Raw genomic sequence first — 17776 nt, 5'->3', positions numbered from 1 at the left:
AATTTGATTAGGCAATATTGATCGTTTTCGCCTATTTACCGTACTCTGCTACACTGAAACACTCATGAATTCAAAGACAAATAACATGAAAAAAATCGTATTCCTATTTGTTAGCAGTTTAGTCGTGGCAGGTTGTAGCCATGGAGGAACAACCATGAAAAATAAAATAAACCAAGCTTGTGGTGATAAACCCAACTGTGTATCGACCTTAGATCAGCGTGAGAAGTTCCACATTGCCCCCTACCCACTAAAAGCAGGCGTAACCCTTGCTCAAGTTGAACAAGTAGCTTTGAAGCTACCAGGAGCGAAAACAGCGGTGACTGATGGCGATTACTTACGCATTGAGTGCACCAGCAAAATTATGCGTTTTGTCGATGATTTAGAGATACAGATTAAAGATGGCCAACTGATGGTCCGTTCTGAGTCACGCGTGGGTTATTCAGACTTTGGCGTCAACCGTAAGCGTGCTGAACAGCTAAGAAACTATCTTAATGACGCCGGTTTGCTTGGGGTAGAATAAAAGCGAGAAGCGAGAAGCGAGAAGCGAGAAGCGAGAAGCGAGAAGCGAGAAGCGAGAAAATTTTGGCCGCATTTGATTATGCTGCAAAACAAAAAAGCCACGATATCGATCGTGGCTTTTGCATTGTTTTCACTGCGTCTTACTGATTATTCAGCTTCAACCTGCTCACGGAACACGACCAAACGCTTAGGCGCAACACGGCCTCTGTCGTCGATTTGCGCGACACCGATGAAAAGTTTCTCTTCACCACTGGTCATTCGCACCGTACCTTCTGCAGGCGCACCAGAGACTTGAACTGGCATGCCGTGTTGAACCAAATCGGTCAACTCAGCATTCATGTTCACCTCTGGTAGATCTTCCACAGCGCTGTCCATTGGCATTAGCAACGGATCAAGCAGTTCGCGTGGCGCAATCTCTTCACGGTGAGCTTGTTCAAGCAGTTCGTTTAACTGCTCAAGAGTCACCATTCTCTCATACGGATACTTAGCAACTGCGGTACGACGAAGCATCGTCACATGAGCGCCACAGCCAAGTAGTTCACCAAGATCATCCACGATTGTGCGGATGTAGGTGCCTTTTGAGCAATGCACTTCCATCTCTACTTCATCGCCTTCAAAGCGGTGCAGCACGATTTCATACACGGTGATTTTGCGCGATTCACGAGGGACTTCGATACCTGCTCGAGCATATTCGTACAAAGGCTTGCCTTGGTATTTCAGTGCCGAGAACATCGAAGGTACTTGATCCGATTCGCCACGGAATGTCTCAATGCAAGCTTCAAGCTTTGCCATATCAACATCGATTGGACGCGTTTCTACCACTTCACCATCAGAATCGGAGGTGTTTGTACGTTCACCTAGTTTGGCGATCACACGGTAGCGCTTATCTGAATCAAGTAAGAACTGTGAAAACTTGGTCGCTTCACCCAAGCAAATTGGCAGCATGCCAGTTGCAAGTGGATCTAGAGCGCCAGTATGACCGGCTTTTTCAGCAAAATAGATACGCTTAACTTTTTGTAGCGCATCGTTTGAAGAAATACCCGTTGGCTTATCCAATAGGATAACGCCATCAATTGGACGACCTTTGCGACGGCGAGCCATTACTCTTCGTCCTCACGACCAGAATCTTTTTGCTTCTTCTTATCGTTACTGATCACTTCACTTACAAGGTTAGACATACGCATACCTTCAACCAAAGTGTTGTCGTAGTAGAAACGGATTTCTGGAGTTAGACGTAGACGAATACGCTTGCCAAGCATCATACGGATATGAACTTCGTGCTCACGTAGTGCCGCAAGGCACGACTCAGGCGTTTGCTCACCGACACATAGGAAAGTAACGAATACTTTTGTGTACGCAAGGTCACGTGATACTTCAACATCTGAGATGGTAACCATACCCAAACGAGAATCACGCACTTCGCGCTGTAGGATCATCGCCAATTCTTTTTGCAGCTGTTGTGATACGCGCTGCGTGCGGCTAAATTCTTTTGCCATAAAATATTTCTCTTAAATAGAAAGAATGGGGGGATGGTTATCCCAGCCCCCCATGGTGTATTCAACAACCAATTACTAATTACCTTTCAAGGTATTAAGTAATTTTAGTCTATTAATCTAGTGTACGTTTGATTTCGATGATTTCGAATACTTCGATTTGGTCGCCTACGCGAACATCGTTGTAGTTCTTAACGCCGATACCACACTCGTAACCATTTTTAACTTCTTGAACGTCATCTTTAAAGCGACGAAGTGACTCTAGTTCACCTTCGTAGATTACAACGTTATCACGCAGTACGCGGATTGGGTTGTTACGCTTAATTAGACCTTCAGTAACCATACAACCAGCGATTGCGCCCAGTTTAGGTGACTTAAATACGTCACGAACTTCAGCAAGACCAATGATCTCTTGCTTGAATTCTGGAGCAAGCATACCGCTCATTGCTTGTTTAACTTCGTCAATCAATTGGTAAATGATTGAGTAGTAACGTAGGTCAACGCTTGCAGATTCGATAGCACGACGCGCAGAAGTATCAGCACGAACGTTAAAGCCAAGGATGATAGCGTTTGAAGCTTCAGCTAGAACAGCATCCGTTTCAGTAATACCACCAACACCAGAACCTACGATGTTTACTTTCACTTCATCAGTAGACAATTTCAGTAGAGAGTCAGCAATTGCTTCTACAGAACCTTGTACGTCTGCTTTCAGTACTACGTTTAGCTCAGCAACTTCACCAGCAGCCATGTTCGCGAACATGTTTTCTAGTTTAGATTTTTGCTGACGAGCAAGTTTCACTTCACGGAACTTACCAGCACGGTAGTTTGCAACTTCACGAGCTTTACGCTCATCACGAACTACAGTCGCTTCATCACCTGATGACGGCACACCTGAAAGACCTAGGATCTCTACAGGAATAGACGGACCAGCTGAAGTAATTTCTTTACCTAGTTCATCGCGCATTGCACGTACACGGCCGTACTCTTGACCACAAAGAACGATATCGCCTTTGTTTAGAGTACCTGACTGAACAAGAACCGTCGCTACTGGACCACGACCTTTATCTAGGCGAGATTCAACAACCACACCTGATGCCATGCCTTCAGCAACAGCAGTCAGTTCTAGTACTTCAGATTGAAGAAGGATTGCTTCTAGAAGACCATCAACGTTGGTACCTTCTTTCGCAGAGATGTGAACGAACATGTTCTCACCGCCCCATTCCTCAGGAATAACGTCATATTGAGCAAGCTCATTCTTAACGTTATCTGGGTTTGCGCCTTCTTTATCGATCTTGTTCACTGCAACAATCAGTGGAACGCCAGCTGCTTTCGCGTGCTGAATCGCTTCTACTGTTTGTGGCATAACACCATCGTCTGCCGCTACAACAAGTACAACGATATCTGTCGCTTGAGCACCACGAGCACGCATAGCAGTAAACGCTGCGTGTCCAGGAGTATCAAGGAAGGTAATCATACCGTTGTCAGTCTCAACGTGGTAAGCACCGATATGCTGTGTGATACCGCCCGCTTCGCCTGATGCAACGTGAGTACGACGAATGTAGTCAAGTGTTGACGTTTTACCGTGGTCAACGTGACCCATGATAGTCACAACCGGTGCACGAGGAACCGCTTCTGCGCTGTTATCACGATCGCTTAGTACTGCTTCTTCAAGTTCGTTCTCTTTACGTAGAACAACCTTGTGACCCATTTCTTCTGCTACAAGCTGTGCAGTTTCTTGGTCGATAACTTGGTTGATAGTCGCCATTGCGCCCATCTTCATCATCGCTTTGATAACTTCAGTCGCTTTAACCGACATTTTGCTAGCAAGTTCAGATAGAACGATAGTTTCGCCAATAACAACGTCAGCTTTAGCAACCGCAGCTGTCTTGTCAAACGCTTGAGTTAGTGCGCTTGATTTAGCCATTTTGCCACGACCACCGCGAGCACCACGAGCGCCGCGAGCGTTGTTACGGCCACCGCGTTCTTGTGAATCGCTCTTCGCAGACATTTTCTTCTGCTTGCGACGACGAGTAGAGGCACCTTCTTCTTTAAGATCCGCAGCATCTTCCGCTTCACGAGCGTAAGTTGATGTCGTTAGGTGGTAGTCAGCGTTCTCTAGCTCTTTCTTTTTCTTTTCTTCTTCAGTCCAACGCTCGCCGTTTTCTTCAGCAAGTTTACGCGCTTCTTCAACAAGCTTAGCTGCTTCTTGTTCCGCTTTACGTTGAGCTTCTTCTTCCTGACGACGTTTTAGTTCGTCAGCTTCTTTTTTAGCTTGCGTATTTACATCCGCATTTTTTGCATTCATGTCTTTCTTAGCCTTATCAGCTTGTACGCGTTGGGCCTTTTCTTCAGCTTCACGTTTTGCATCCGCTTCTCGTTTCGCTTTCTCGTCGGCCTCGCGTTGTGCTTTCTCTGCAGCTTCGCGTTGTGCTAGTTCCTCAGCCTCACGCTTCGCTAGCTCTTCCGCTTCTCGCTTTGCAGCTTCTTCAGCTTCACGACTTGCTTGATCTTCAATAGAGCTGCGTTTTACGTAAGTGCGCTTTTTGCGCACTTCAACTTGAACATCTTTACTCTTACCGCCACCAGCGTTAACGCTTAGTGTGCTACGCGTTTTACGTTGCAACGTTAAACGTGTTGGTGCTGATTCGCCTGATGTATCGCCGTGTTCTTTTTTCAGATGAGTAAGCAGCTGTTGCTTCTCGTCTTCTGAAATCGCATCGCTGCCTGATTTGTTAATTCCAGCATCAGCAAGTTGTTCAATCAAGCGGTCAACTGGCGTACCAATCTCTTCACCCAGAGTTTTTACTGTAAGTTGTGTCATTCCGCTACCTCCTTGCTGAAATTATGCTTCGTCTCCGAACCAACAAATATTACGTGCAGCCATGATTAGTTCACCAGCTCGCTCGTCAGTTAGTCCTTCAACACCTTCTAGATCATCGATACCTTGGTCTGCTAGGTCTTCAAGTGTTGCAACACCTTTAGCAGCCAATTTAAATGCCATTTCACGCTCTAGACCTTCCAGGCCTAGTAGATCGTCAGCTGGCTCAAGACCATCAAAAGTCTCTTCTTTTGCTAGAGCAAGCGTGGTTAACGCTTCTTTAGCACGGTTGCGTAGCTCTTCGATAATTTCTTCATTCAGACCATCGATGTCTAGCAGTTCGTTTACTGGTACGTAAGCGATCTCTTCTAGGCTAGAGAAACCTTCTTCAACGAGTAGCTGAGCGAAGTCTTCTTCAAGATCTAGGTACTTCATGAAGTTTTCGATAGACGCTTGAGATTCTTCAGCATGTTTCTTCTGTAGATCTTCAACCGTCATAACATTCAGTTCCCAACCAGTTAGTTGAGATGCTAGACGTACGTTCTGACCATTACGGCCGATCGCTTGAGCTAGATTGTCAGCTTCAACAGCAATGTCCATTGAGTGAGCATCTTCATCAACGATGATTGACGCTACGTCTGCAGGAGCCATTGCGTTGATAACGAATTGCGCTGGGTTATCATCCCAAAGCACGATATCGATACGCTCGCCACCAAGTTCGCCAGAAACAGCTTGTACACGTGCACCACGCATACCAACACACGCACCAACAGGGTCGATACGACGGTCGTTCGTTTTCACTGCGATCTTAGCACGAGAACCTGGATCACGAGCTGCGCCTTTCAATTCGATGATTTCTTCAGCGATTTCTGGCACTTCTACGCGGAACAGTTCCGCTAGCATTTCTGGTTTAGAACGCGTAACGAACAGTTGGAAACCACGAGCTTCTGGTGCAACTTTGTACAGTAGACCACGAATACGGTCGCCTGGACGGAAGTTTTCACGTGGAAGTTGATCATCACGTAGGATAACAGCTTCCGCGTTGTTGCCTAGATCTAGAACGATGGTTTCACGGTTAACTTTCTTAACCGCACCTGTTACTAGGTCGCCTTCGTTATCGATGAACTGCTCAACGATTTGCGCACGCTCAGCTTCACGTACTTTTTGTACGATAACTTGCTTCGCGGTTTGCGTCGTAATACGGTCAAATGTTACTGATTCAATTTCGTCTTCAATGAAGTCGCCTAGTTGAACAGTTTCATCATCGTATTGTGCAGCTTCTAGTGAAATCTCTTTTGTTGGGAATTCTACTTCCTCAACAACCAACCAACGGCGGAAAGTTTCAAACTCGCCAGTTTTACGGTCAATAGCAACGCGAACGTCGATCTCGATTTCACGTTTTTTCTTAGTAGAAGTAGCTAGAGCGATTTCTAGTGCTTCGAAAATACGTTCACGAGGTACACCTTTCTCGTTCGATACTGCCTCTGCTACCGCTAAAATTTCTTTACTCATTTTAATTAGCCTCTAAGCTTTAATTTTTAGGGACCTAAAATTTAGGGATCAGGTTAGCTTTGGAAATGTTGCTTAACGCAAACTGCTCTTCATTACCATCCACAGTAACAGAGACTGTCTCGCCATCAATAGAAAGGATTTGACCTTTCCACTTACGACGGTTATTCGCAGCCATCTTCAAAACGATGTTCACTTCATGACCAATAAATTGCTCATAGTGTGCCGCTTTGAATAGCGGTCTTTCTAAACCAGGAGATGAAACTTCAAGACTATAAGCCACTGAAATAGGGTCTTCTACGTCAAGTACAGCGCTTACTTGGCGACTAACTTCTGCGCAATCTTCTACAAAAATACCATTTTCATGGTCAATATAGATGCGTAGTGTTGAGTGCTCTCCTGCACGAATAAATTCTAATCCAACTAACTCGTATCCTGACGCCTGTACTGGCGCTTCTAGCATTTCAGTTAATTGTCTTTCTAAACCAGTCATTTGAACCACTCCAGAAACAAAAAAAGGGCATAGAGCCCAATTTAAATTCCAAGCAAGATCTAAATCCATTTACAGGAATTTAGATAACAAAAAACCCCGAAAAAGTCGGGGTTTTTTATTGCTGGACCCTGATGAGTTAAACAATAGTTGCTTAACTCGCAAAACAAAATACATTGTTTTGCACAAACTCGTCCTTATCAAAGGATTGGTTGCGGGGGCCGGATTTGAACCGACGACCTTCGGGTTATGAGCCCGACGAGCTACCAAGCTGCTCCACCCCGCGTCCGACTTGCTGAGCATTATACGCTCAAACAAAGTATTTACAAGTTTGTAAATCAATGGTGCCGAGAGAGGGACTCGAACCCTCACACCATAGGCACTAGCACCTCATGCTAGCGTGTCTACCAATTTCACCATCTCGGCATTAATCGCTTATTGCGGGATTTCTTCGCTCACAGGAGCTGGAACATCACTCGCTACGTCATCAGCTACCTGCTCAACAACTTGACCTTGTGTCGGGTCAATCCACTGAGATTCAGTTTTGTGTGTAGATAGATTACCTAACACCAAGCTGATAACAAAAAATACTGTTGCAAAAACTGCAGTCATTCGGGTTAAGAAATTACCTGAGCCGCTTGCGCCAAACACTGTGTTTGATGCGCCTGCACCGAATGAGGCTCCCATATCTGCGCCTTTACCTTGTTGAATCAACACTAGGCCGATTACACCAACCGCTGCCAACAGGTAAATCACAAGTAGAACTGAAAACATGTTGTCCACCTATGTTCCAAATTGTTAGGCCAGCGACGTTCGAAAATTAAATTCCAGAACAAGGCTAGCGACCTCCTTACTGAAGGCCGAGCAATACTAGCGAAACCTTCTAGGGCTGACAAGAGAAAATTGACAAAAAAGCCTAACTTTAGAATCAAACGGTTAAAAAACTAACAATCCTCTTCCCCCGCTTCGCTTAGAAGCAACAAAAAGGGGCCAAAGCCCCTTTTTTATTCTCTTTTTGCTCTATCGAATCAAAAGCTCGCTTTCACTGCATCAGCAATTTTCAGCGCAGAACTTTGTACTAAATCAGCATCTTCACCTTCTACCATGACACGAATCAGGGGTTCAGTACCTGATTTACGCAATAGTACGCGACCTTTGTCACCCAGCGCAGCTTCAACCTCAATCACTGATTCTTTCACCGCATCCGCTTCAAGTGGGTTGCTATCGCCAGTAAAACGAACGTTTTCCAGCACTTGCGGGTAGAGAGTCATGCCTTGAGAAAGCTCATTCAGCGTCATTTCACTGCCCACCACTGAAGCAAGCACTTGCAATGCTGCGACAATTGCATCACCAGTCGTCACTTTATCCAGCAAGATAACGTGACCTGAGTTTTCAGCGCCAATCTTCCAACCTTTCTCAAGCAATCGTTCCATGACATAACGGTCACCAACCGCCGCGCGAACAAATGGGATGCCCAATTGTTTTAGGCCATTTTCCATGCCTAAGTTGGTCATCAATGTCCCAACCACACCACCTTTTAGTTCGCCACGACGCAGTGCATCACGCGCAATGATGTAGGCAATTTGGTCACCATCAACTTTATTACCTAAATGATCCACCATGATGATACGGTCGCCGTCACCATCAAATGCGAGACCTAGAGCGGCGCCTTCGGCAACCACACGTTGTTGCAGTGCTCGCACATCTGTCGCACCCACTTCATCATTGATGTTGATGCCGTTTGGCTCAACACCCATAGCGATAACATCTGCACCAAGTTCAGAAAATACCGCCGGTGCAATGTGGTAAGTCGCGCCATTGGCACAATCAACAACGATTTTTTGCCCAGCTAAACTCAATGCTGATGGGAAAGTACTCTTACAGAACTCAATGTAACGGCCCGCAGCATCATTCAGGCGAGTCGCTTTACCCAACTCAGAAGATTCAACACATTCAATCTCTTTATCAAGTTCCGCTTCAATCGCGAGCTCAATATCGTCAGGCAACTTGGTGCCCTCAGAAGAGAAGAATTTAATGCCGTTATCGTAGTATGGGTTGTGTGACGCAGAAATCACGATCCCCGCTTCAGCGCGGAAAGTTTGTGTTAAGTAAGCCACCGCAGGTGTTGGCATCGGCCCAGTAAAGGTCGCTTTAAGGCCTGCTGCTGCAAGGCCTGCTTCTAGCGCCGATTCCAGCATGTAGCCAGAAATACGCGTATCTTTACCGATAATAACTTTTTTTGTGCCTTGTTTTGCAAGCACTCGACCAGCAGCCCAGCCAAGTTTAAGGACAAAATCAGGAGTAATAGGGTACTGCCCAACTTTGCCACGAACGCCATCGGTACCAAAATAACGTCTTTTGTTCGACATGAGGTTTCCTTTATTTTTATTTATTGTTCAAGGTAGCACTAACAACTTTGACTGCATCTAACGTTTGTTCAAAGTCATGCACGCGAATAATCTGTGCGCCTTTCATCGCCGCAATAGTAGCGCAACTAACACTGGCAGCCACACACTCTGATGGCGCTTTATCTAACAGTTTAAATAGCATCGACTTGCGAGACATCCCTGCCAGTAGCGGCAAATTGAACTGATGAAATCGTTCTAAGTGCGCCAACATCTGGTAATTATGCGCTAATGTTTTACCAAAGCCAAAACCTGGGTCAAGGATCAACTGCTCTCGCGCAATCCCAACCGCTTCACAAGCATCAATTCGCTCTTGCAAAAAGTCACCGACCTCTTGCAGCAAATCATCGTAGTGTGGATTAGTCTGCATGCTACGCGGCTGACCTTGCATGTGCATCAGGCAGATGGGTAAACCAGCATGAGCGGCGACTTCGAGCGCCCCCGGTTCACGTAGAGAACGTACATCATTAATAATATCAGCGCCCGCAGCGATCGCTTGACGCATCACTTCAGCTTTACTGGTATCAATAGAAATCCACACATCATATTTTGCACGAATAGCCTTGATAACAGGAATAACACGAGCAAGCTCTTCTTCCAGCGTGACATCCGGCGCACCTGGTCGGGTTGACTCACCGCCGATATCAATGATCGACACACCGGCTGTGATCATTTTTTCAGCCTGCATTAGTGCATTATCAAGGGAATGGAACTGACCACCATCCGAAAAAGAATCAGGCGTCACATTGAGAATCGCCATCACATGAGGCTGGGAAAGATCGAGGGTTTTATTGTTGGCTGTAATTTTCATCATAAATAGAAAAACCCCGAGTTTCCTCGGGGTTTATTTTTAAATACTCAATTATTCAGAGTCTTTTTTCTCTGTCGCTTCGCTTGAAGTACTTTCTTGAGAAGTTGGTTGTTCTTCAGTTGGTTCTGATTCTACCGCTTTCTCTTCAGCTTCTGGCTTAGCTTGAGGTTTCTCTTCTGTATTAGAAAGAGAATCTCCCCAACCAGCAGGCTCACGAATGTCTGCTTTACGATTCATTAGGTCTTCAATTTGACCTGCATCGATGGTTTCATACTTCACCAATGCGTCTTTCATCGTATGCATGATGTCCATGTTATCTTCTAGGATTTGACGTGCACGTGCGTAGTTACGGTCGATAATGATACGAACTTCATCATCAATTAACTTCGCGGTGTCTTCAGACATGTGTTTCGTCTGAGTCACGCTGCGGCCTAAGAAAACTTCACCTTCATCTTCTGCGTATAGCAAAGGACCTAATTTCTCAGAGAAACCCCACTGAGTCACCATCTTACGAGCAATATCCGTTGCGCGTTCAATATCATTTGAAGCGCCCGTTGATACTTTATCTTTGCCGTAAATCAGCTCTTCAGCTAGACGACCACCATACAAGCTAGAAATCATCGACTCTAGGTGCTGACGGTTCATGCTCACTCGGTCTTGCTCTGGCAGGTACATCGTTACACCCAACGCACGACCACGTGGAATGATAGAGACTTTGTACACTGGATCATGTTCAGGAACCAAGCGACCAACAATGGCGTGACCCGCTTCGTGGTACGCTGTTGATTCTTTCGTCTCTTCCGATAGAACCATTGAGCGGCGCTCTGCACCCATCATGATTTTATCTTTTGCCAGTTCAAACTCGACCATTGAAACGTTGCGCTTGTTACCACGCGCTGCAAATAGTGCAGCTTCGTTTACTAGGTTGGCTAGGTCTGCACCAGAGAAACCAGGAGTACCACGAGCAATCAATGATGGCTCTACGTCACCCGCTAGCGGTACTTTACGCATGTGAACTTTAAGAATCTGCTCACGACCACGGACATCAGGAAGGCCAACCACCACTTGACGATCAAAACGACCTGGACGAAGTAGTGCTGGATCAAGTACGTCCGGACGGTTAGTTGCGGCGATAACGATAATACCTTCGTTACCTTCGAAACCATCCATCTCAACCAGCATTTGGTTTAGGGTTTGTTCACGCTCATCGTGACCACCACCTACACCAGCGCCACGCTGACGACCTACCGCATCGATTTCATCGATGAAGATAATACATGGCGCGGCTTTTTTCGCTTGTTCGAACATGTCACGCACACGAGATGCACCCACACCGACAAACATTTCAACAAAGTCAGAACCTGAAATTGTGAAGAATGGTACTTTCGCTTCACCTGCAATTGCTTTAGCAAGTAGCGTTTTACCAGTACCAGGAGGGCCGACCATCAACACACCTGTTGGAATCTTACCGCCCAATTTTTGGAAACGGCTTGGATCACGTAGGTAGTCAACCAGCTCTTTTACATCTTCTTTCGCTTCATCACAGCCCGCAACGTCAGCAAAGGTCGTTTTGATTTGTTCTTCACTCATCATACGCGCTTTGCTCTTACCGAAGGACATTGCGCCTTTACCGCCGCCGCCTTGCATTTGACGCATGAAGAAAATCCATACACCAATTAGTAAGATCATTGGGAACCAAGAGATGAAAATAGTACCCAGTAAGCTTTGCTCTTCTGGCGGTGTACCTTGAACTTTCACGTTTTGGTTAATTAAATCATCAAGAAGCTTTTGATCGTAAACTGGCATGTAGGTAACATTTTTCGTTCCCACGCCACGACGAATGAAAGTGATTTCACCGTCTTTAAACGTTGCTTCCTGAATCTGGCCTTGGCCAACTTCCTGTACAAATGTGGTGTAATCGACCGCTTTACCGCTGCTTTCATTTGGACCGAAGCTTTGGAAAACCGACATCAACACTACAGCGATAACAAGCCACAGAATTAAATTTTTTGCCATGTCACTCAAGGTGTAAGCCTCGCGATAACTAATTGTAATTAAAGGTAGGGTACTACAGTTCTTAGACTGTAGCTATAGTGTTAACGACCGCTCAAACAAGCAAATAGTTAACCTTTGTAACCAGTGGCTACAATAAAGACTTCACGGGAGCGAGCTCGAGAAGAGTCAGGTTTTCTAATCTTTACGGTCTTGAACATATCACGTATATCCTTCACGTATTGATCGAATCCCTCACCTTGGAAGACCTTTACAACAAAGCTACCATTTGTGGCTAGAACTTGTCGACACATATCCAATGCGAGTTCAACTAAATACATCGCTCTTGGTTGGTCAACGGAGTTATTCCCCGCAATGTTTGGTGCCATGTCTGACATCACCACATCCACCATTGATGGTTGGATTTTGTCTAAAAGCGCTTCCAATACTGCATCGTCACGAAAGTCACCTTGTAGGAAGCTCACACCCGCAATTGGATCCATAGGTAACAAGTCACAAGCAATAATTTGCCCTTCGTCACCTACTATCTTAGCAGCATATTGAGACCATCCACCGGGAGCTGCACCTAAATCGACGACAGTCATCCCATTTTTCAACAATTTATCTTTCGTTTGGATCTCTTCCATCTTGAAGTAGGCACGTGAACGATAGCCTTTTTTACGGGCTTCATTTGCGTACTTATCATCAAAGTGTTCTTTCAACCAACGGCCAGAACTCGCCGAATGTTTCTGTTTACTCATTTTAATCCTAACAAGCTACAAAAAGGAGCTATTGTTGTAATAGGGTCAGCCTATTGCTCAATAAATTATAGTCTTCCGCAATAGATGGCGTTAAAATAGCTTTTTTCAACCCTTATTTTAAAGAAAATTGGCCGCGTAATGAACCTAAGCACCAAACAAAAGCAGCACCTAAAAGGCCTAGCACACAGCTTAAAACCAGTTGTGCTACTCGGCGCAAATGGACTAACGGAAGCTGTTCTAGCGGAAATTGAAATCGCGCTGAATCACCACGAGCTGATCAAAGTGAAGATCGCTACTGAAGATCGTGAGACGAAAATCCTAATCGTTGACGCTATCGTGCGTGAATCTGGCGCAGAAAAAGTACAGGTTATCGGTAAAACACTTGTTCTTTTCCGTCAAACTGAAGAGCGTAAAATCGAACTTCCACGTAAGTAAGTTCTACTATAGCGCAATAAAAAAGGTCGCCAAGGCGACCTTTTTGCTATCTAACATTTTTGTTATCGAAAACAAAACGATTAGATATATTCAACACGGTCGATTTCGAAATCGCGCTCACCACCTGGGGTTGAGATCACAACTTCATCACCTTCCATCTTGCCGATAAGACCACGTGCAATTGGCGAGCTTACCGAAATACGGCCGCTCTTAATGTTCGCTTCGTCTTCACCAACGATTTGGTAGGTTTTTTCTTCTTCAGTGTCGCAATCAATTAGAGTAACCGTTGAGCCAAAGATAATCTTACCGCTGTTCTCCATTTGGGTAACGTCGATAACTTGTGCAACAGACAACTTGTATTCGATATCACGAATTTGCGCTTCGCAGATGCCTTGCTCTTCACGTGCCGCATGATACTCAGCATTTTCTTTTAGATCGCCCAGCTCACGCGCTTCAGCAATCGCAATAGAAATTTGTGGACGAAGCTTTAATAGTCGGTCTAGTTCTTGACGTAGCTGCTGTTCGCCACGTGCTGTCATTGGGACTTTTTCCATCATATACCTCTAGGCCAAAGCGAGCTTTGGACAAAATAAAAATACCCAGCCCACAAGAGCTAGGTAATCAATACGCTTTTCAATTTAGCTTAGTGTAAACAAACTTATTGTTTAAATCATCTTAATTCCATTCGAGAGTCCAGCCTTCTCACTTTAGGTCACATTTCTCACTCTAAAACATGCAAGATCTCGGATTTAGAAAGATAAAAAAGCCTAAAAAAAAGCAAAAGGCGATGTTTTTTCGAGCGAGCTCGAACTATTCACCACGCCTTACATCTCAAGCGGTTAATCGATAAACCAGACAAATAGAACACTGTTCACAATCCAAATTTATATCGTTTTACTAACGATTTAGGGAACTTTGGCGGTACAACTTGGTTCACGAAATGCAGCTAGCTAATACGTTGATTTTGTTCAACTCGCTTAAAAATGCTGCACCGAGTATGAAATTGAAGCTAACGGACAATGCGGCTTCATTTCTAAATAACAATGATTTATGGACAGAAAATTAGGACTGATAAGATGAACAAGACTCTGATTGCCCTAGCAGTATCAGCTGCTGCATTAGCTACTGGCGCACATGCGGCTGAACTATATAACCAAGATGGTAACTCAATCGATATGGGTGGCCGCGCAGAAGCTCGTCTATCTCTAAAAGATGGCAAAGCTGAAGACAAATCACGCGTACGTCTAAACTTCCTAGGTAAAGCACAAATCAACGACAGCCTATACGGTGTTGGTTTCTACGAAGGTGAGTTTACTACTGCTGAAGATGGTCTAGGTACTGATGCTGAAGGTACTAGCGACCTAACTAACCGTTACGCATACGCTGGTCTAGGCGGTACTTTCGGTGAGATCACTTACGGTAAAAACGACGGCGCGCTAGGTGTAATCACAGACTTCACAGATATCATGGCCTACCACGGTAACTCTGCAGCGTACAAAATTGAAGTTGCTGACCGTGCTGACAATATGATTTCGTACAAAGGCGAATTCAACAACCTTGGCCTTAAAGCTAGCTACCGCTTTGCGGACCGTGAAGAAATAGACGGTAAATACACTGACAACGACGCAGATGGTTACTCACTATCAAGCATTTATGCGCTAGGCGAAACGGGTATTGCATTAGGTGCAGGTTTTGCACAAGGCAACCAAACGCTTAACGTTGGTAAAGCAGATCAGTACTTTGCTGACCGTACTGAATACATGCTTGCTGCATCTTACGCCATCAACGACCTATACTTCGCAACAACTTTCGTTGACGGCCGCGATAAAGACAAAGCAACTGGTGAAAAAACAGATAACACTGGTTACGAATTCGCAGCAGCGTACACAATGAACCAAACTGTGTTCACAACAACTTACAACTACCTAGAAGCGAAAGACAAAACGTCTGGCGACAAACATGACGTAGCAGATAACATCGCAATCGATGCTACTTACTACTTCCAACCTAACTTCCGTGGTTACGTATCTTACAACTTCAACTTGTTGTCTGAAGATGCAAACAAAGGCATCACTAAAGCAGATGCTGAAGACGAACTAGCACTAGGTCTACGTTACGACTTCTAATAGCTGACTCTTAGTCACAAACATTAAACGCCTGCTCGCTTGCAGGCGTTTTTTTTATATACTCAACGTTCAACTTGTCCCATTAGCTAAGAACTCATTCTATGAACGTTTCACTGCGCACGACACTCGCCAGCTTCATCACACTATTTTCAACCTTTTCACTGGCGTATGCCCCACTCGACTATTTACCGCAAGGCAGTCGAGTTTCAATCGCAATTGAACAGCTCAATAGTAACCAACCTTATCTCACGACTTCTAATCGCGATCAGTTTTTTCCACCAGCCAGTACGCTTAAAGTGGTTACCGCATTGGCAGCCAAATTGGCATTGGGGGATGAGTTTCAATTTAAGACCCAATTGGAAGCAAATCAGCGTGATATGGTGATTCGCTTTAGTGGCGACCCAACCCTCACCAGCCAAGACTTAAAACAATTATTAACCTTAGCGCGTCAACAAGGTATCACCACCATCAAGGGTGACATCTGGTTAGATAACAGTGCTTTTAGCGGCTATGAACGCGCCGTTGGTTGGCCATGGGATATAACGGGGGTTTGCTACAGCGCACCTTCATCCGCGATTACACTCGATGAAAACTGCGTTCAAGCTTCTATCTACGCGAATAAAGATGGTTCAACTCGTGCTTATACTCCTGAGCACTTCCCGATTTACTTATCAACCACCGCGAAAACCATCTCTAAACAACGCTACGAAGAGACACACTGCGATTTAGAGCTGATAACGACACCAGATAACCACTATCAGCTATCAGGCTGCCTGGTGGAACGTAGCAAGCCGCTACCGCTCAAATTTGCGGTACAAAACCCAAGCTTGTACACCCAAAGAACCATTCACACACTATTGAACCAACTTAATATTAAGTTAATCGGTAATGTGAAAGTGGGCTCGCCTGAGATAAGCAATCTCAAACCAATCGCGACTCATTACTCAGCTAAACTGCCAGAACTGCTCACTGTGATGCTGAGAAAGTCAGACAACCTTATTGCAGATAATGTAACTAAAGCGATCGGCCAACACTACTTCAGCTTGCCGGGCAGTTATAACACGGGTACCGAAGCCATCAAGCAAGTGATCAGCGAGAAAACCGGCATCAACATTGAGCGTAATAAAATCGTCGATGGCTCAGGACTATCACGCAACAACCGCTTTACCAGTGCCGATATGACGGCGCTGTTGCGTTATATTTGGCAGCACGACGATCAGTTAGGATTAATCGCCTTAATGCCAAGCGCCGGGGAAAACGGCACCTTAAAGTACCGTAGCAGCATGCGTAATGACCCAATCAAAGGCCAATTAGTTGCCAAAAGTGGTTCTGTGTACGGCAGCTATAACATGGCAGGGTTTGGATTAAATAAGCAGGGCCAACCAACCACCTTGTTTGTACAGTATGTGGCGGATTATCTCCCAACAAAAAGGGACAACGATACACCGACCGTTGCCCCTATTACTCAATTTGAACAGCTGTTCTACCAAGACGTACTCAAATACAGTCAGGCGAGTCCTAAGAAATAATTGACTACGCTGAAATAGATCCACATACCGGAGATATCAACCACCGACGCAAGCACTGGACTCACCAATACCGCAGGGTCCAGTTTGCAAGCGCGAGCCAATATTGGCAGCAAACCGCCCAAGGTCGTCGACAGTGTGACCTGAATAAACAGCGCCACGGCAATCGCCAGTGCAATGATCTGTAAATCAAAACCACCAGCACTCTCGGTAGGACTAAAGCATAGAATGCGGCCAATCATCACTAAAGAAATCGCCAGCGCTAAGCACAGCGCAACACGGCTCTCTTTCCATAATACTTGTAACCACTGACGTTTTTTTAATTCGCCCGTCGCTAAAGCACGAATAACCAACGTTGCTGCTTGCGTACCGGTATTACCCCCTGCCGCCGCGATCACTGGCATGTAAATCGCCAGTAACACTAATTGGCTCAGGGTATCTTCATACTGAGCAATGATCAGCCCAGAAACGATGCCTAACAAGGCCAAGGCGATAATCCAACCAATGCGTTGACGGACATGCCCCATCACCGGCGTGGCGAGATAACTCGCACTTGGCATCACTTCCGAATAAAACAACCCTAATCGATTGGCATAATGGCGCGCTAATTTATCGTGCCCTAGCCCTTCTAATTGACTGATTAACTGCTGCACATAACCAAGCGAACAATGCTGCAAAATAGCCACTGCTTCTTCGATTGGCATCACCGTGAGTAAATTCACTTGCTGCGCTTGTTCGTATTTTAAAAACGCGTTCCTTGCGGCGCCGATCTCCTCAACAGAGAAGTGCGCTGCATTTTCCATATAGATGTTATTCATTACCGTCATGGCGAATCTCCCGATTGGCGAGGTAACGACCATCAAATACAACGCGCAACAAAGCACACAATGA

The 17776-nt window shown here is 45.4% G+C and carries 16 protein-coding genes and 2 tRNA genes; 4 read left to right on the top strand and 14 right to left on the bottom strand.

All coding sequences use genetic code 11. The annotated features are described in order from the left end of the window. The first annotated feature begins 85 nt into the window (after positions 1-85). On the top strand, positions 86-520 hold the full coding sequence (locus tag RH86_RS07090) for a DUF1499 domain-containing protein (protein WP_009733678.1): 435 nt from the start codon (positions 86-88) through the stop codon (positions 518-520). A 146-nt stretch (positions 521-666) separates the two neighbouring features. On the opposite strand, the gene truB is transcribed toward RH86_RS07090, so the two are convergent. The 12 genes from truB to rlmE all read right to left on the bottom strand — a co-directional run bounded on the left by truB (position 667) and on the right by rlmE (position 12798). Continuing rightward, positions 667-1620 carry a tRNA pseudouridine(55) synthase TruB gene (truB, locus tag RH86_RS07085; protein ID WP_005593299.1) on the bottom strand — a complete coding sequence of 318 codons (954 nt, stop codon included), beginning with the start codon at positions 1618-1620 and terminating at the stop codon, positions 667-669. Beyond that, on the bottom strand, positions 1620-2015 hold the full coding sequence (rbfA, locus tag RH86_RS07080) for a 30S ribosome-binding factor RbfA (RefSeq protein ID WP_005593301.1): 396 nt from the start codon (positions 2013-2015) through the stop codon (positions 1620-1622). Before rbfA ends, truB begins: the two co-directional genes overlap by 1 nt. A gap of 112 nt (positions 2016-2127) precedes the next feature. Next, on the bottom strand, positions 2128-4833 hold the full coding sequence (gene infB, locus RH86_RS07075) for a translation initiation factor IF-2 (protein WP_009733677.1): 2706 nt from the start codon (positions 4831-4833) through the stop codon (positions 2128-2130). Positions 4834-4854: 21 nt separating this feature from the next. Further along, entirely contained in the window at positions 4855-6342 is a 1488-nt protein-coding gene (gene nusA / locus RH86_RS07070) for a transcription termination factor NusA (protein WP_005593303.1), read from the bottom strand. A gap of 34 nt (positions 6343-6376) precedes the next feature. Further along, positions 6377-6832: a ribosome maturation factor RimP gene (rimP, locus tag RH86_RS07065; protein WP_005593304.1), complete on the bottom strand. Its 456-nt coding sequence runs from the start codon at positions 6830-6832 to the stop codon at positions 6377-6379. Positions 6833-7038: 206 nt separating this feature from the next. Next, positions 7039-7115: transfer RNA gene (locus tag RH86_RS07060), tRNA-Met, on the bottom strand. A 56-nt stretch (positions 7116-7171) separates the two neighbouring features. After that, a tRNA-Leu gene (locus RH86_RS07055) sits at positions 7172-7255 on the bottom strand. 9 nt (positions 7256-7264) lie between these two features. Beyond that, positions 7265-7603, bottom strand: a complete 339-nt coding sequence (gene secG, locus RH86_RS07050; protein WP_005593305.1) for a preprotein translocase subunit SecG — start codon at positions 7601-7603, stop codon at positions 7265-7267. Positions 7604-7857: 254 nt separating this feature from the next. Further along, on the bottom strand, positions 7858-9198 hold the full coding sequence (glmM, locus tag RH86_RS07045) for a phosphoglucosamine mutase (RefSeq protein WP_009733676.1): 1341 nt from the start codon (positions 9196-9198) through the stop codon (positions 7858-7860). Between the two features lie 16 nt (positions 9199-9214). Further along, the gene (gene folP / locus RH86_RS07040; RefSeq protein WP_038219401.1) at positions 9215-10045 is read right to left on the bottom strand and encodes a dihydropteroate synthase; all 831 of its coding nucleotides are present in this window, start codon (positions 10043-10045) and stop codon (positions 9215-9217) included. 51 nt (positions 10046-10096) lie between these two features. Continuing rightward, positions 10097-12061: an ATP-dependent zinc metalloprotease FtsH gene (gene ftsH / locus RH86_RS07035; RefSeq protein WP_009733674.1), complete on the bottom strand. Its 1965-nt coding sequence runs from the start codon at positions 12059-12061 to the stop codon at positions 10097-10099. Between the two features lie 107 nt (positions 12062-12168). Beyond that, positions 12169-12798, bottom strand: a complete 630-nt coding sequence (gene rlmE / locus RH86_RS07030) for a 23S rRNA (uridine(2552)-2'-O)-methyltransferase RlmE (RefSeq protein WP_005593311.1) — start codon at positions 12796-12798, stop codon at positions 12169-12171. Positions 12799-12936: 138 nt separating this feature from the next. Between rlmE and yhbY the strand changes: the two genes are divergently transcribed. Then, a complete protein-coding gene (gene yhbY, locus RH86_RS07025) occupies positions 12937-13233 on the top strand; it encodes a ribosome assembly RNA-binding protein YhbY (protein ID WP_005593312.1) in 297 nt (98 codons plus the stop codon). Between the two features lie 80 nt (positions 13234-13313). Here the strand turns inward: yhbY and greA are convergent, their stop codons facing one another. Continuing rightward, positions 13314-13787 carry a transcription elongation factor GreA gene (greA, locus tag RH86_RS07020; RefSeq protein WP_005593313.1) on the bottom strand — a complete coding sequence of 158 codons (474 nt, stop codon included), beginning with the start codon at positions 13785-13787 and terminating at the stop codon, positions 13314-13316. A 522-nt stretch (positions 13788-14309) separates the two neighbouring features. Here greA and RH86_RS07015 point away from each other — a divergent pair. Together RH86_RS07015 and dacB are read left to right on the top strand one after the other, a co-directional pair. Next, complete coding sequence (locus RH86_RS07015; protein WP_009733673.1) at positions 14310-15359, top strand: porin; 1050 nt, start codon at positions 14310-14312, stop codon at positions 15357-15359. A 101-nt stretch (positions 15360-15460) separates the two neighbouring features. Next, the gene (gene dacB / locus RH86_RS07010; protein ID WP_009733672.1) at positions 15461-16888 is read left to right on the top strand and encodes a serine-type D-Ala-D-Ala carboxypeptidase; all 1428 of its coding nucleotides are present in this window, start codon (positions 15461-15463) and stop codon (positions 16886-16888) included. Here dacB and RH86_RS07005 read toward each other — a convergent pair. Then, positions 16867-17712, bottom strand: a complete 846-nt coding sequence (locus RH86_RS07005; RefSeq protein ID WP_009733671.1) for a magnesium transporter — start codon at positions 17710-17712, stop codon at positions 16867-16869. The two genes, dacB and RH86_RS07005, sit on opposite strands and share 22 nt — an antisense overlap. Positions 17713-17776 lie beyond the last annotated feature (64 nt).

It is taken from the genome of Vibrio sp. N418 (assembly GCF_000222565.1).
In the GTDB taxonomy this organism is placed as follows: Bacteria; Pseudomonadota; Gammaproteobacteria; order Enterobacterales; family Vibrionaceae; genus Vibrio; species Vibrio scophthalmi.
This window is presented reverse-complemented; position numbering and strand designations above follow the sequence as displayed.